General features: G+C 56.4%; 15 protein-coding genes. 8 read left to right on the top strand and 7 right to left on the bottom strand.

Annotation, left to right across the window (positions count from 1 at the left end):
• Nucleotides 1-87: 87 nt before the first annotated feature.
• On the bottom strand, nt 88-567 hold the full coding sequence (iscR, locus tag AKU79_RS04105; protein ID WP_050522721.1) for a Fe-S cluster assembly transcriptional regulator IscR: 480 nt from the start codon (nt 565-567) through the stop codon (nt 88-90).
• Between the two features lie 214 nt (nt 568-781).
• Here iscR and AKU79_RS04100 point away from each other — a divergent pair, with 214 nt between their 5' ends.
• Genes AKU79_RS04100 through AKU79_RS04090 form a run of 3 tightly spaced genes read left to right on the top strand, consistent with a single transcriptional unit; the run spans nt 782 to nt 2,855 of the window.
• Nucleotides 782-1,441, top strand: coding sequence for an alpha/beta hydrolase (locus AKU79_RS04100; RefSeq protein ID WP_050522317.1), 660 nt, complete (start codon nt 782-784; stop codon nt 1,439-1,441).
• Nucleotides 1,438-1,704, top strand: coding sequence for a hypothetical protein (locus AKU79_RS04095; protein ID WP_050522316.1), 267 nt, complete (start codon nt 1,438-1,440; stop codon nt 1,702-1,704). Before AKU79_RS04100 ends, AKU79_RS04095 begins: the two co-directional genes overlap by 4 nt.
• On the top strand, nt 1,701-2,855 hold the full coding sequence (locus AKU79_RS04090) for an HD domain-containing protein (RefSeq protein ID WP_050522315.1): 1,155 nt from the start codon (nt 1,701-1,703) through the stop codon (nt 2,853-2,855). Before AKU79_RS04095 ends, AKU79_RS04090 begins: the two co-directional genes overlap by 4 nt.
• Nucleotides 2,856-2,860: 5 nt before the next feature.
• On the opposite strand, the gene AKU79_RS04085 is transcribed toward AKU79_RS04090, so the two are convergent.
• Nucleotides 2,861-3,301 (bottom strand): cupin domain-containing protein, encoded by a 441-nt coding sequence (locus AKU79_RS04085; RefSeq protein ID WP_050522314.1) that lies wholly within the window; start codon nt 3,299-3,301, stop codon nt 2,861-2,863.
• A 166-nt stretch (nt 3,302-3,467) separates the two neighbouring features.
• Between AKU79_RS04085 and AKU79_RS04080 the strand changes: the two genes are divergently transcribed.
• Both AKU79_RS04080 and typA read left to right on the top strand, forming a co-directional pair.
• Nucleotides 3,468-4,682: an NADP-dependent isocitrate dehydrogenase gene (locus AKU79_RS04080; protein WP_050522313.1), complete on the top strand. Its 1,215-nt coding sequence runs from the start codon at nt 3,468-3,470 to the stop codon at nt 4,680-4,682.
• A 192-nt stretch (nt 4,683-4,874) separates the two neighbouring features.
• Nucleotides 4,875-6,692, top strand: a complete 1,818-nt coding sequence (gene typA, locus AKU79_RS04075; RefSeq protein ID WP_050522312.1) for a translational GTPase TypA — start codon at nt 4,875-4,877, stop codon at nt 6,690-6,692.
• 92 nt (nt 6,693-6,784) lie between these two features.
• Here the strand turns inward: typA and AKU79_RS04070 are convergent, their stop codons facing one another.
• The 5 genes from AKU79_RS04070 to recA form a co-directional block, all read right to left on the bottom strand.
• Entirely contained in the window at nt 6,785-7,273 is a 489-nt protein-coding gene (locus AKU79_RS04070; protein ID WP_050522311.1) for a GFA family protein, read from the bottom strand.
• Between the two features lie 95 nt (nt 7,274-7,368).
• Complete coding sequence (locus AKU79_RS04065; protein ID WP_050522310.1) at nt 7,369-8,163, bottom strand: class II glutamine amidotransferase; 795 nt, start codon at nt 8,161-8,163, stop codon at nt 7,369-7,371.
• Nucleotides 8,164-8,336: 173 nt separating this feature from the next.
• Nucleotides 8,337-8,636, bottom strand: a complete 300-nt coding sequence (locus AKU79_RS04060; RefSeq protein WP_050522309.1) for a DUF1330 domain-containing protein — start codon at nt 8,634-8,636, stop codon at nt 8,337-8,339.
• A gap of 1 nt (nt 8,637) precedes the next feature.
• Nucleotides 8,638-11,295, bottom strand: coding sequence for an alanine--tRNA ligase (alaS, locus tag AKU79_RS04055; protein WP_050522308.1), 2,658 nt, complete (start codon nt 11,293-11,295; stop codon nt 8,638-8,640).
• Between the two features lie 144 nt (nt 11,296-11,439).
• Nucleotides 11,440-12,513: a recombinase RecA gene (gene recA, locus AKU79_RS04050; RefSeq protein WP_050522307.1), complete on the bottom strand. Its 1,074-nt coding sequence runs from the start codon at nt 12,511-12,513 to the stop codon at nt 11,440-11,442.
• 475 nt (nt 12,514-12,988) lie between these two features.
• On the opposite strand from recA, the gene AKU79_RS04040 reads away from it, so the two are divergent.
• The 3 genes from AKU79_RS04040 to tnpB all read left to right on the top strand — a co-directional run.
• A complete protein-coding gene (locus tag AKU79_RS04040; RefSeq protein WP_050522305.1) occupies nt 12,989-13,579 on the top strand; it encodes a hypothetical protein in 591 nt (196 codons plus the stop codon).
• A gap of 1,322 nt (nt 13,580-14,901) precedes the next feature.
• Nucleotides 14,902-15,330 carry an IS66-like element accessory protein TnpA gene (tnpA, locus tag AKU79_RS04035; protein ID WP_050521797.1) on the top strand — a complete coding sequence of 143 codons (429 nt, stop codon included), beginning with the start codon at nt 14,902-14,904 and terminating at the stop codon, nt 15,328-15,330.
• Nucleotides 15,327-15,461: IS66 family insertion sequence element accessory protein TnpB (gene tnpB / locus AKU79_RS19995; protein ID WP_197087227.1), on the top strand; the 135-nt coding region annotated here is incomplete at its 3' end. The genes tnpA and tnpB, both read left to right, overlap by 4 nt.

Below are 15,461 nucleotides of genomic sequence, written 5' to 3'. Positions count from 1 at the left end.
AATTCCATATCATCTATCCAAAAATATCCTCAGGGGGTGAATTGGCCCCAAGGCCAAGAGGGGGCGCGAGCGCCCCCTAACCTACCCTCAATCCTCATCCACCACGGCAAACAGCGCTGGCACCGCAGGGCATGGCTTCATCTCATTACGGATCACATCCGACAGCCGCGTCTGGTGCAAAAACACATAGACTTGCGCCGAAAGCCCCTCCCACAACCGGTTGCTCAATGATTGCGCACGGCTGCCCGAAACGGCCCCCGAAGCGCCCGCCCCCGAATGCATCGCGCTGACGTTTTCCTCGACGGCTTCCATAATGTCGCTCATCCGAATGTCCGAGGCCACCCGCGCCAGACGATACCCGCCCCCCGGCCCGCGCATCGCCTCAACCAATCCCGCGCGGCGCAGTTTTACGAACAACTGCTCCAGATAGGGCAAGGAAATATCCTGCCGCTTTGAAATCTCTGCCAAAGACACCAAAGCCTCGGTTCCCGCCCCGGCGTTTCCTGCTGCCAGGGCCAAATCGCATAGCGCCACAACGGCATAACGCCCCTTTGTCGATAATTTCACGGCCACTCCCCCAATTTTGCGCGTCGCAACGCCGAACTCACATCATTCTGCTGCCAATTCGCAGCATATTCCCACCAAACACATTGACCTGCACCGATGGGGCGCTTAACTCAACATCAACCGCAGGCCACAGCTGGCTTGTTTTGAACCGTTCTAAATATGCAGGCCCGCTTTGTCCACAAAGCCGCTGCAGGAAAGTGACAAGGCGAAACCGATGCCCGAAGTAATCTTTGCAGGCCCCGAAGGCCGTCTCGAAGGCCGTTACCACCCGCAAAAAGAACGCGATGCACCGCTGGCCATCGTTCTGCACCCGCACCCGCAGTTCGGCGGCACGATGAACAACAAGGTTGTTTATAACCTGCATTACGCTTTCTACAAAATGGGCTTCACCGTTCTGCGCTTCAACTTCCGTGGCGTAGGCCGCTCGCAGGGTGAATATGACCAAGGCATTGGCGAGCTGTCAGATGCCGCCTCGGCGCTGGATTACCTGCAATCGATGAACCAGAATTCCAAGCATTGCTGGGTCGCGGGCTTTTCCTTTGGCGCGTGGATCGGCATGCAATTGCTGATGCGCCGCCCGGAAATCACCGGCTTCATCTCGGTTGCCCCACCCGCCAACATGTACGATTTTTCGTTCCTCGCGCCCTGCCCGTCTTCGGGTCTCGTGATCAACGGCACCGCCGATAAGGTGGCCCCGCCAAAAGATACGGTCAGCCTTGTGAACAAGCTGCACGAACAAAAGGGCATCACCGTCACCCATACCCAGATCGAAGGCGCAGATCACTTCTTCAAAGACGAAGAGGCGCATATGAACCCGATGATCGACCACGTCACCGGCTATGTAAAACGCCGCATCACCGAGCAAACACGATGAGCATCGTCGAAGATCTTGGCGATGCCCTCGCCAAAACTACACTCGAAGCGATGGACCATATCGAGGACGACCGCTTTTACGATCAGGTCAGCCGTGTAATCGGCGCCTCGTCGCCCACGCTGCAAGAGGCGTTCATGACGGCCATTCGCGTGCGTTTGGCCGAACGCCGTGGCCGGGAGTTCATCGCCAAGGCGCTGGCCGCCGCCAAATCCGGTAGCGCCGCGCCAAAACCACCTGCTGATCTCGGGTCGGGTGGCCATTGACCCAAAGTGACGCCCATCTTGACGCACAATTCGCCTTTCTGAATGAGGCAGACCGGCTGAAATCGGTTCTACGCGCCAATTGCCTGATGGATGGCTCACGCGATGAAAACAGCGCAGAACACAGCTGGCACGTTGCCCTCTGGGCGCTGGTTTTTGCCGATGCTGCGCCCGCAGGCAGCGATATCGCGCGCGCTATCTCGATGCTTTTGCTGCATGATCTGGTTGAAATCGACGCAGGCGACCACCCTATCCACCTGCCCAACCCCGGTCAGGCCCTGGCCGAGGAAAAAGCCGCAAATCGGCTTTTTGGTTTGCTGCCCTCACGCGCCTCTGCGCGCCTCCATCAGCTCTGGCTGGAATTTGAGGCAGGCAAAACCGCCACCGCACGTTACGCCAAGGCCATCGACCACGCACAACCGCTTTTTCAGGTGCTTTGTGCCGACACTCCGCGCACCGATCACCTTGACATCGTGCGCCAAAACCTTGCCACCGGCCGCGCATCTGATCTGGCGACGCGCTGGCCCGCCGCCCATGCCGCGGCAACCACCCTACTTGCAGGCAAACCTTTGCCGCCCTCGGATTTCACGCAATCCCTCGCCTTTCTGGCCGAGGCAGACGCGCTGAAATCTGTCAACCGCGCCACCACGCTTTGCGACGGCTCGCGCCGCGAAAACTCGGCCGAGCATTCATGGCACCTTGCCCTCTATGCGCTGATCCTCTCGGATCAGGTCGGAGCGGGCGTCAACATCCCCCAAGTCATCGAAATGCTGTTGCTGCATGATCTGGTGGAAATCGATGTCGGTGACGTGCCACTGCATTCGGCCAATGGCACAGCACATTCCGCAGACGCTATCCTTGCCGCCGAAGCACAGGCAGCCGTACGCATTTTCGGGTTACTTCCCAACAGCTTGGGCAATAAACTTCACACCCTGTGGCAAGAGTTCGAGGCAAACCTCACCCCCAGCGCCCGATTCGCCAAAAGCCTCGATCGGGTGCAACCGGTGATGCAAAATATCCAATCCGGTGGCGGAACTTGGATCGAATACAGCGTCACCTTTGTTCAGCTTGAAACCCGCGTCGGCAGCAAGGTGGCCAATGGCGCGCCGCTGCTTTGGCCCTATGTCCGCACGCGCTGCCAGCCCTTTTTCTGAAACCGCTACAAAGGCGGGCCGGTAAGGCTCAGGTTATACGCAGCCCCGATCTCGGCAATTTTTGCCATATCTTCGGGGATACGAAACTGGCCCTTGGCCATCTCGGCAAAGAACCCTTCAAACCCGCCCGGCGTCAGAATCTTCAGATGGTGGCACGGCTCGGCACTGGTCACCTTAAAGGTATGGTTCGTCCCGCGCGGCACAAAAAAGCTTTCCCCCGCCCGTCTTGGATGCACAACCCCGTCCAGCCAAAAATCACAAGCGCCAGTCAGCAGCACAAAACTCTCATCTTCTTTTTGGTGAATATGGCGCGGCGGCCCCGACCCGGCCGGCGATATGCTTTCGGTAACAGAAATCGCCCCACCGGATTCGGCTGTTGTTAGAATCGTCTTATACTGCACACCCAGCCAGGAAATTCCGCCATCCAAGGTTTTAATCGCGCACATTTTTTTGCACTCCAGCAACACAATATTGCTACTGAAAGAATTAGCACGGCACCAACCTTGGTTCAACGAGTCTCACTCGGTATACCATTGCATACATTACTAGCCATTCCCGATTACATCCGCTAAACAGATGCCAAAGCGAATCCCATAACCAAAGGCATGACACATGACCAAGATCAAAGTCGAAAACCCGATCGTCGAACTCGACGGCGATGAAATGACCCGGATCATCTGGGATTTCATCAAGCAAAAGCTGATTCTGCCCTATCTGGATGTCGATCTGAAATATTACGATCTCAGCATCCAGGAACGCGACCGCACCGATGACCAAATCACCATCGATGCCGCAAACGCAATCAAGCAATACGGCGTTGGCGTGAAATGCGCGACCATCACCCCCGATGAGGCGCGGGTCGAAGAATTCGGCCTGAAAAAGATGTGGCGCAGCCCGAATGGCACAATTCGCAACATCCTCGGCGGCGTGATCTTCCGCGAGCCGATCATTTGCCAAAACGTGCCGCGCCTTGTGCCGGGCTGGACGCAACCTATCGTCGTTGGCCGCCACGCCTTTGGCGACCAGTACCGCGCCACCGATTTCCACTTTCCGGGCGCAGGCAAGCTGACGATGAAATTCGTGGGCGAAGACGGCACCGTGATCGAAAAAGACGTCTACTCCGCCGAATCTGCGGGCGTCTATATGGGCATGTATAACCTCGACAGCTCGATCATCGACTTTGCGCGTTCGTCGCTGAACTATGGCCTGCTCAAGGGTTGGCCCGTGTACCTGTCAACCAAAAACACCATCCTCAAGGCATATGACGGCCGCTTTAAAGACTTGTTCCAAAAGGTTTATGAGGAAGAGTTTGAAGACCAGTTCAAGAAAGCAGGCATCTATTACGAACATCGCCTGATCGACGATATGGTCGCCTCGGCGATGAAATGGTCGGGCGGCTATGTTTGGGCCTGCAAGAACTATGACGGCGACGTGCAATCCGATACCGTGGCCCAAGGTTTTGGCTCGCTCGGTCTGATGACTTCCGTTTTGATGACCCCAGATGGCCAAACGGTCGAGGCCGAGGCCGCACATGGCACCGTCACCCGCCACTACCGCCAACATCAGGCAGGCAAGGAAACTTCGACCAACTCGATCGCCTCGATCTATGCATGGTCAGGCGGCCTGAAGCACCGCGCCAAGCTGGATGATAACGCCGCCCTAGCAAAATTCGCCGCCACTTTGGAAAAGGTTACAGTCGCCTGTGTCGAAGACGGCCACATGACCAAAGACCTTGCCCTTCTGGTCGGCCCCGATCAAAAATGGCTGACCACAATGGGTTTCCTCGAAAAAGTCGATGAATACCTGAACAAAGCCCTGAACGGCTAACCGCCTTCATCTTGGCGTAAATACCTGCGGGGGGCTGGCTTTTGCACCGCAAAAGACAGGTGGGGGGCAGCGCAGCCCCCCACTGTTGCCATTCGGCATGCCGCAACCCAATTGCAAAACCCCCCTAGCCTTTCTGCCCCAAACCGGATATGGCCCCCTCAACCCTAATGATTTGAAAAAGAGACACCTCCGATGGAGCTTCGCAACATCGCCATTATCGCGCACGTCGACCATGGCAAAACCACCCTCGTCGATGAGCTGCTGAAACAATCCGGCACCTACCGCGACAACCAGGCAACCACCGAACGCGCGATGGACAGCAATGACATCGAACGCGAACGCGGCATTACCATTCTCGCCAAAGCAACCAGCGTTGAATGGAAAGGCATCCGCATCAACATCGTTGACACCCCCGGCCACGCCGATTTCGGCGGTGAGGTCGAGCGCATCCTGAACATGGTTGACGGTGTTGTTCTGCTGGTCGATGCCGCCGAAGGCCCGATGCCGCAAACCAAATTCGTAACCTCCAAAGCTTTGGCCCTTGGCCTGCGCCCGATTGTGGTGCTGAACAAGGTCGACAAAGCCGATGCCGAGCCTGACCGCGCGCTGGACGAATGCTTTGACCTCTTCGCCAACCTCGGCGCCGATGACAAACAGCTCGACTTCCCGCATCTCTACGCCTCGGGCCGTGCCGGTTGGTGCGACCCTGAACTCGACGGCCCGCGCAAAAACCTTGACGCGCTGTTTGACCTGATCGTCAAGCACGTGCCCGCGCCGACCCAGGTTGCCAAAGCGGCCGAGCCGTTCAAAATGCTGGCCACCACGCTTTCGGCTGACCCGTTCATCGGCCGCATTCTGACAGGCCGCGTCGAATCCGGCACGCTGACCGTTGGCACCCAGATCAAGGCACTGTCGCGCACGGGCGAGAAAATCGAACAGTTCCGCGTCACCAAAATCCTTGCGTTCCGTGGCCTCGGCCAACAGCCGATTGATGAGGCCGTCGCAGGCGATATCGTCACCATCGCCGGCATGACCAAGGCAACCGTGGCCGATACGCTGTGCGATATGTCCGTCGAGGACGCGATTGAGGCACAGCCGATCGACCCGCCAACCATCACCGTCACCTTCGGCATCAACGACAGCCCTCTGGCTGGCAAAGATGGCACCAAGGTACAGTCGCGCATCATCCGCAAACGTCTGATGGATGAGGCCGAAACCAACGTCGCCATCAAGATCGCCGACACTCCCGGCGGCGAAGCCTTCGAAGTCTCGGGCCGTGGCGAACTCCAGATGGGCGTTCTCATCGAGAACATGCGCCGCGAAGGCTTCGAGCTTTCGATCTCGCGTCCTCGCGTTATCTTCAAAGAAGAAAACGGCCAGCGGATGGAGCCTGTTGAAGAAGTCACCATAGACGTCGATGATGAATACTCGGGCGCCGTGATCGAAAAACTGACCGGCGAGCGCAAAGGCGATCTGGTCGAAATGAAACCCGCCGGCGCCGGCAAAACCCGCATCGTGGCCCATGTGCCCTCGCGCGGTTTGATCGGCTATCACGGCCAGTTCCTGACCGACACCCGCGGCACCGGCGTTCTGAACCGCCTGTTCCACGGCTGGACCGAACACAAAGGCCCGATCCAAGGCCGCCGCCAAGGCGTGTTGATCTCGATGGAAAACGGCGTTTCGGTTTCCTACGCTTTGTGGAAGCTGGAAGATCGCGGCAAGTTCTTTATCGGCGCGCAAGAGGCCGTTTACCAAGGCATGATCTTGGGCGAACACTCGCGCGACAACGATCTGGAAATCAACCCGCTGAAAGGCAAACAGCTGACCAACGTCCGCGCAAGCGGCACCGATGAAGCTGTGCGCCTGACAACGCCTGTGCGCATGTCGCTCGAAGAGTCGATTGCCTATATCGCAGATGATGAACTGGTCGAAGTGACGCCCAAAAACATCCGCCTGCGCAAACGCTACCTCGACCCGCATGAGCGCAAGCGCCAATCGCGTTCGGCATAAACTACGAAAAGCCCGCTCAATCGAGCGGGCTTTTTTATTGCCCCCGATCATAAGGCCGCGACCAAAATGCTTTGGCCCGATCTATGATCGCACTAATGAGATCCGATAATATGCGGCTTGTCAAAGATGGTTGGCGCTATCGGCGTGCCATCGTTTTCTGTGGCGTGTTGGTAAAAACTGGCAACATGCGGTGGAATCACTGTGCCAATTTTCGCTTCACTTAAGAAAATGTGCTTAGAGTTTTCGGGGGTGACAATCAGCCAATTAGGGTCGTCAAGTGTGCCACCATAAAGGCCAACCGCACCGGCAAAGCGCTCAAAGGTCAAATATAGCTTGGTTCCGCATGTGTCGCAGAAATGAATATAGACTTCTTTGCCACTTCCTTCGGATACATGGGTATAAATCTTCGGCTTACCCTGAATGATCTTGAAGTCAGCACTCTCGAATACCGGCTCAACAAGGTAAGCCCCGCCTGTTGCGCGCTGGCAGAACTTACAATGGCACATAGTGGTTCTCGCTGGTTGCTTTTGAACCTCATACCTAAGTGATCCGCATAGGCATCCACCCTGAGCGCTCGTCATATCAGCCCCTCCCGACCTTTCATGCCCGAACAACAGTACGAGGTAAGCGGAATATAGCAACTGCCACGTTATCTGCTTGGCAGACGCCAATCACATCAAGCAGCCACAGCCACCCCAACTGGCGCAAAGGGTTCCATCTTCACGCCCTCGCCCTCAAACGTGCAAAACGTCCCCGGTGGCACCAGTTGCCAATCCGGCTCATCGGTTTCCAGTGGCTCGGATACCACGGCGCGGCCTTGATGCGTCACCGACCAACGGTGATAGAGCGTGGGCGCGTAGTCATCACTGGCATAGCGCACGGCATATAGCTTTTCTCCGTCGGAAAACGCGGCGGTCAGGCGGATATGGGGCGTGGTTCCCAACTGACGACTCAGCGCCTCAAACCGTGCCGTCGCCCGTTCCATTGCCCCGCGCGGGTCATCGTTCAACCCCTCAGACAGGGCCACCAGAAACAGCGCCTCGCTATCCGTGGCACCGCGCCGCTCGCCATAATATTCATCCGGTATCATCATATCCCCCGCTCGGCGGAAAGTTTCAAACCCGCCGATTTGGCCATTATGCATGAACGACCATTGATTAGAGGTAAACGGATGGCAATTATTCCGGCTGGTCGCGGTACCGGTTGAGGCCCGCACATGGCTCAGAAACAGCTTTGATCGCACTTGTCGCACAAGGCTTTTCAAATTCGGGTCCGACCACGCGGGTGATACATCACGGTACTGCCCCGGCTCAGGCTTATCGCCATACCACGCAAGCCCAAAGCCGTCGGCATTAATGGCCGTTTTGCATTCGGTCGCGCAATGGCTTTGATGAATGAGCGAGTGTTTGGGGCGGCTGACCACCTCTTCCATGAAAATCGGTTTGCCAATATAGGCGGCCCAACGGCACATATTTTTACCCTTCTGCCCGGCGCGGTCTGTTGCTGCGCTTATGCTGCCAGTATAGCGTAAAGATTGCGTGCATAAAGGGCAGAGATTGGCCCGCCATCAAAAAGTTAACAAGGGGTAAAGAATTTTCATCTTTACCCCTTATATCAATAGGTTAGGAAAACGTCCGCGCGCGGTCACGCAGGCGTTTCGGCCTCTTCCAGCACCATCAGGTCACGGATGCTCGCGCCCTTTGCATGGGCCAGCGCCGCCTGATACTCGGCCGAATTATAGCAGGCCACACCCGCCTCAAGGCTGGGAAAACGGGCCACAACATTGCGGGGCCGGTCCTTGCCTTCCAGCTGAACATAGCGCCCGCCGCGGGCCAGAAAAACGCCCCCATGCGCGGCAATCGCAGGGCCGGCAAGGGTCGCATATTTTCCATAAGCTTCGGGGTCCGTGACCTCGACATGGGCAATCCAAAGAGCTGTCGGCATGTTATTTCCCTCCAATAATGGCTTCAACGGCCGCGATTGCCGCCTCGGCGCCTGCAATATCCATGCCGCCGGCCTGCGCCATATCAGGCCGCCCGCCGCCGCCCTTGCCACCCAAAGCCGCCGCCGCCGCCTTGACCAGATCAACGGCCGAAACCGAACCTGTCATATCCTCGGTCACACCCGCCGCCACCGCAGGCTTGGCCCCGGTATCGGCAATCAACAGCACCGCGCCAGACCCGATCCGCGCCTTCATCTCATCAATCAGCCCCGGCAAATCCTTGCCGGACACACCGGTCAACACCTGCGCGATCAATTTGACGCCGTTGATTTCCTTTGCTTCCGGCCCCGCGGCCGAGCCCCCCATCGCCAGCTCACGCCGCAATTGAGCGACCTCGTTCTCCAGCTTGCGGCGTTCCTCCAGCAAAGATTTAGCACGACCCGCAAGCTCTGCCGGCGCCGTTTTCAGCACTGCCGAAACATCGGCAAGGCAGCCAAGCTGCTCTTTCAGATAGGTCAGCGCACCTTCGCCGGTCAGCGCCTCAATCCGGCGAACGCCCGCCGAAGAGGCGGAATCCCCAAGCAGAACGAACAGCCCGATCTCGCCCAAACGGCCCACATGTGTGCCGCCGCACAGTTCCAAACTATAGGTCTTGCCATCTGCGCCCTTACCCGAGCCATCCAGCACACCCATGGAAACCACGCGCACTTCATCGCCGTATTTCTCGCCAAATAAGGCCTGCGCGCCCAGTCCGCGGGCATCATCCGGCGTCATGATACGGGTGTCGACCACACCGTTCTGGCGGATATAGGCGTTCACTTCGGCCTCAACCTGCGCCAGTTCGGCGGCCGAAAGCCCCTGACCGTGGCTGAAATCAAAGCGCAAACGGTCGGGTGCGTTCAACGATCCGCGCTGTGCAACATGGTCGCCCAAGGCCCGACGCAGCGCTTCATGCAGCAAATGGGTTGCCGAATGGTTGGCGCGAATGGCGGCGCGGCGGCCATGATCAACCGTCAAACCCGCACCTTGGCCCTTGGAAATCGTACCTTCGGTTACCTCGGCCATGTGAATAAACAGCCCCTGCCCCTTTTTGGTGTCGGTGATCCGCGCCTTACCCGTCGGGGTAGTCAAGACGCCCTCATCGCCAACCTGGCCACCGGATTCCGCATAAAACGGCGTCTGGTTCAAGATGATTTGGACAGCATCGCCCTTGCCCGCCTTATCGGTCTCAGCGCCTGAGGCTACCAAGGCAAGTACCTGCCCTTCGGCTGTCTCGGTGTCATAACCCAAGAACTCGGTCGCGCCATGTGCCTCGGCCAGATCGAACCAAATCGCGGCATCCTTGGTTTCACCCGAGCCGGACCAGCTTGCCCGCGCCTTGGCCTTTTGCTCGGCCATCGCGGCTTCAAAACCGGTTGTGTCCACTGCGCGGCCTTTTTCACGCAGCGCATCTTGGGTCAGATCCAGCGGAAAACCGTAAGTGTCATACAGTTTGAAGGCAGCAGCCCCTGGCAAGTTTGCGCCCTCGGGTATTTTAGAAAGTTCATCATCCAGCAGCTTCAAACCGCGGTCCAGCGTCTGGCGGAAACGGGTCTCTTCCAGCCGAAGGGTTTCTTCGATCATCGCTTGGGCACGGCTAAGTTCGGGATAGGCCGCGCCCATCTGGCGCACCAAAGCCGGTACCAAGCGGTGCATCACAGGATCTTGCGCGCCAAGTTGGTGGGCATGCCGCATCGCGCGACGCATGATCCGACGCAATACGTAACCGCGACCTTCATTCGAGGGCATCACACCATCGGCGATCAGGAACGAAGTCGAACGCAGATGATCGGCGATCACGCGGTGATGGGTTTTGCCGGGGCCATCCGGATCGCTGCTGGTCGCATGGGCCGAGGCCTCAATCAGGCTGCGCATCAGGTCGGTGTCGTAGTTGTCATGCTTGCCTTGCAGCAAGGCGCCAATCCGCTCCAGCCCCATGCCGGTATCAATGCTTTGTTTAGGAAGCGGTGTCAGACTGCCATCGGCATGCTGTTCGTTTTGCATGAAAACAAGGTTCCAGATTTCAATGAACCGGTCACCATCTTCATCGGCCGAGCCAGGAGGGCCGCCCCAGATTTTATCGCCATGATCAAAAAAGATCTCGGTGCAAGGACCACAAGGGCCGGTCGGCCCCATGCGCCAGAAGTTATCATCGGTCGCAATGCGAATAATGCGATCATCTGGCAATCCTGCGACCTTTTTCCAAAGGTTCGCCGCCTCATCATCATTGTGATAGACGGTCACCAACAGCTTGTCTTTGGGAATGTCGAAATCACGGGTCAGCAGCTCCCAGGCAAAGGGAATGGCATCCGACTTGAAATAATCACCAAAGCTGAAGTTGCCGAGCATTTCAAAGAAGGTGTGGTGACGCGCGGTATAGCCGACGTTATCGAGGTCATTGTGCTTGCCGCCTGCGCGCACACATTTCTGCGCGGTCGTGGCACGGACATAGTCTCGCTGCTCGACCCCCGTAAAGCAGTTCTTGAATTGCACCATGCCCGAGTTGGCGAACATTAGCGTTGGGTCATTGCGCGGCACCAAGGGGCTGCTGTCCACAACTCGGTGGCCGTTGCGGTTGAAATAGTCAAGAAAGGTTGAACGGATGTCGTTAAGCGATGGCATAGAAAGGCCCCTTATCAGGCGAAGGATCGGTTTGATATTCGTTTAGCGGGGCAAGGCCGGACTGTCCACAACACTGTCACCAACAATGCAAAAGGCCGAGGAGTTGAAACCTCGGCCAGTGTTAAATTTGCTGCGGTTGAACGATCAGTCGTCCACAAGACTCTCGGTCGTTCCACCGTCTTCCATATGGAAATCAAGCCCGTGCGAGGCGCGGATTTTATCCTCGATCTCTTGTGCAACCCCCGGATTGGATTTCAGATAGGTTTTGGCGTTCTCACGGCCTTGGCCAATCCGCTCATCCCCGTAGGAATACCAAGAGCCCGATTTCTCAACAACGCCGGCTTTGACGCCAAGATCGACCAGCTCACCGGTTTTGGAGATGCCTTCGCCGTACATGATATCAAATTCCACCTGCTTAAAGGGTGGAGCAACCTTGTTTTTCACAACCTTAACGCGGGTCGAGTTTCCAACAACCTCATCCCGATCCTTGATCGCCCCAATCCGGCGAATGTCGAGGCGTACAGAGGCGTAAAATTTAAGCGCGTTGCCGCCCGTTGTCGTTTCGGGGCTACCGAACATCACGCCAATTTTCATCCGGATCTGGTTGATGAAAATCACCATGCAATTGCTGCGCCCGATAGAGGCGGTCAATTTGCGCATGGCTTGGCTCATCAAACGGGCCTGCGAGCCCATCTGCATATCCCCCATGTCACCTTCGATTTCCGATTTTGGCACAAGTGCTGCAACCGAATCGACGACGATGATATTCACAGCCCCCGAACGCACCAGCGTATCGACGATTTCCAGCGCCTGTTCACCCGTATCAGGCTGGCTGATCAACAGCTCATCAAGGTTAACGCCAAGTTTTTTGGCATATTGCGGATCAAGTGCGTGCTCGGCGTCAACAAAGGCGCAAACGCCGCCTTTTTTTTGCATTTCGGCAACCACATGCAGCGTCAAAGTGGTTTTACCCGAGCTTTCCGGGCCATAAATCTCAATAATCCGGCCCTGCGGCAAGCCACCGATTCCCAGCGCAATATCAAGGCCAAGCGAACCGGTCGACGTTGCTTCTACATCCATCACCGCGTTTTCAGAGCCGAGCTTCATAATCGAGCCCTTGCCAAACTGACGTTCAATCTGTGCCAATGCGCTTTCGAGCGCCTTTGCCTTATCCATCTCGCGTTTTCCGTTCAGATCTAGAAGGTTTGCCGTTGCCATGTGTTACGCCCCTTTATTTCACAGCCGCCTTGCCGCGGCAATCTCGGTATTTGTTCCCCTGTTGTTCCCATAAATCTTGGGGAAAAACAAGAACATTAATGGAGTATTCTTAAAACAAACGTGATTTCGGCATTTTTGCCCAAGCAACCTATCAAAAGCCCCAGCGTCAAAGCCTGTAATATTTGATAAAGCGTATTGGTTAATGCACCGTAAATAATTCCGGCAGAAATCAGCCTGAATCATACCTGTATTTGTGGGCATTCTTGCCGTCGCCCGCCACGCTACATAACTGTTCACACACCGGTTCGCTCCATGTGTCTCGCCGCAGATCTCGTCCTCTTTTTTTATGCAATATGCTAGCCGAAGCCCTTGACGAGTGATCAGATCAAAGGTCATTGAAACCGCAGGAGGCTGTTTGAAATTCAAACATTTTCCTCTGTGCGCCACGACGAACCGAGAATGACGAGGAACAAACATGTTAGTTTTTTGGGACCAGCGGCTTGCATTTCTGGCGACGCCCAAGACCGGCTCGACAGCAATCGAGGCGGCTTTGGAACCCCTTTCGGCCTTGGTTGTGCAACGCCCACCCGTTCTAAAGCATACATCCGTGCAACGCTTCCATCGTTTCATGGGCCCCTATTTAGAAGTCGCCTCGGGCCATAGTTTTTCCGTCGCCGCCCTGATGCGTGAACCTTGCGATTGGCTGGGAAGTTGGTATCGCTACCGCCAACGCGACGACGTGACCGACCCAAGCAAAAGCACCGCAAATGTCACATTTGACGAATTCGTCACGGCCTATTGCTCGGAAAATCCGCCAGAATTTGCGGCAGTCGGATCACAATCGCGGTTTTTGAAATCGCGAAAGGAACGGGGCGTGGATCATTTGTTCCGCTACGAAAACATCGATCAATTTGTTACTTTTCTCGAAGACCGCTTAGGCTGCGAAATCACTTTGCCACGGCTAAATGTGTCGCCAACGGCATCCCTTTCGCTATCTCCAAAATCCGAAAGCAGCCTGCGCCAATTTGCAGCGCAAGATTTTGAGATGTACGCAAACATTCCCTAAATGGCATTTCCACTGCTGGTTGCACATTGGATTCATGAAAACTTGATCGTAGCAATGGGCGGCTTATGCCACAGTTTCTCAACCAAGCGAGCAGCGGAACCCCATGAAATCATTTTGGTATTCTGGTGCGCATAGAGCATAGAAAACAAGAGCCGTCGACCATAGCAGAAGCCAATTTGAGTCCAACCGAAAGATGTATCCTCCAATAGCTTCAAGGCGCGACCACCCGGCCGAGCAATGCGCAGCCAAGAGAGGGGCGCAGATCATCATGCAACTTGCCCCTTTCGGCAGATTGCTGCGCAATCGCCTGCCGACCGACGAATGAGTGCATAGCTCACCCGCCGCCCCTTCGCGACGTATAGAAACGCCTTACAGACGACGAGCAGAGGATGTTTACATCCGCGAGTGGCTGGAATCACTGACAAAGAATTCGGTCGCCAATTTTAGAATATCCTGGCTCTAAGTTATTCGCGCCAAATTGCCCTGCAGCTGCCGGATCTCATCAGCTTGGGCTTCGACCTCCTCGGCCACTTTTACAGGCCGCGAAAACTGCCTTTGCCATTTGTAGATCGATTTGGTGCTGACACTCGGGGATTGCTTCGCATTTGCTTGTCGACCAACGGACTCCCAACCTTATAGGCACCTCGCGCGCCGGGTAGCCACGATCCTAGACTTGAGCGACTGCATCGCCCTTGAACGCGTCTGTGCATTTAGCTCAGAACATCCCGTCCCATTGCGTCTAGAATTGCCAAGCAAGGCATCCACAAATCTGGGGGCTTCTGTGGTTTCCGTCTTTGAATCAAGAAGAATTTGACCTTTGGGCGAGATCGAGTGCGGTCTTCTGTCAGGCCTTATTTTACGGCACTGTTAAAGGCCGCGGGCCGATATGGTGATCAGCGTGATCGGGTCCAAATCTATTCAGCGAGCTCACGGTCTCGTAGCCCTAACTGGTTTTCCCTATCCTGATCTTTTCGATCATTTCCCATATAGTCGTCGTCTTCTCACTCCATCGAACCAACTTTCAACGCAGAATAAGCATGAAGCTCATGCTGTCGTCGCCTTGGCCGGATCTCGGTAATCCAGCTGTCTGATGAGCATTGCCCAGATTTGGCGGGCCATCTTGTTGGCCAGTGCAATTGCCACCTACATCTTCGGTTTACGCTGCATCATTCGCCCGTGCCAACTTTCATGGATGATGTTTTTGCGCCTCGTCCAATGACCCTGGACATCGTACCAATGTAAGCGTTCTCGGGCCCCCACCTTCTGCATGATCGATTAACCTGCGACTCCGCACCTGTTGGACATGGGGCGGGAGTTTCGCGATGGCGACTACGGTGGAGTTTCTCAGGGACTATGGGGTGGATTTACGGGGCAATGGCCAGAAGCGCTGGCCTGACGAGGTCAAGGCGCAGATCGTTGCAGAAAGCCTGAAGCCTGGCGTAACGGTGAACGCGGTTGCGGCACGTTATGGGCTGCGGGCGAACCATTTGTCGGAATGGCGTGGTCGGGCTCGGGACGGCAAGTTGGTTTTGCCGGCGATGGAGGACGACGGCTTCTGCTTTGCGTCTCTCGTGCTGTCGGAGGGAAATGCGCCTTCTTTGCCGGTGCGTTCGGGTCAACCAGGCAAGCCAGAAGCGCAGCCTTTGGGATCAATCGAAATCGCTCTGGGCCAAGTGACAATCCGGCTGGACGGTGCCGCGACAGCTACCAGAATTGCCGAGATTGTGCGCGCGCTCGGGCCTTCGCCATGATGTTCCCCTCCAACCGGGTGCGGGTTCTGGTCTCGACACAGCCGATCGACTTCAGGAAGGGTCATGATGGGTTGGCGGCGTTGGTGTCTTCGGTTCTGCGCAAGGATCCGTTCACTGGGACGGTGTTTGTC

This window comes from Pseudorhodobacter wandonensis, assembly GCF_001202035.1.
Classification (GTDB): Bacteria; Pseudomonadota; Alphaproteobacteria; order Rhodobacterales; family Rhodobacteraceae; genus Pseudorhodobacter; species Pseudorhodobacter wandonensis.
This window is presented reverse-complemented; position numbering and strand designations above follow the sequence as displayed.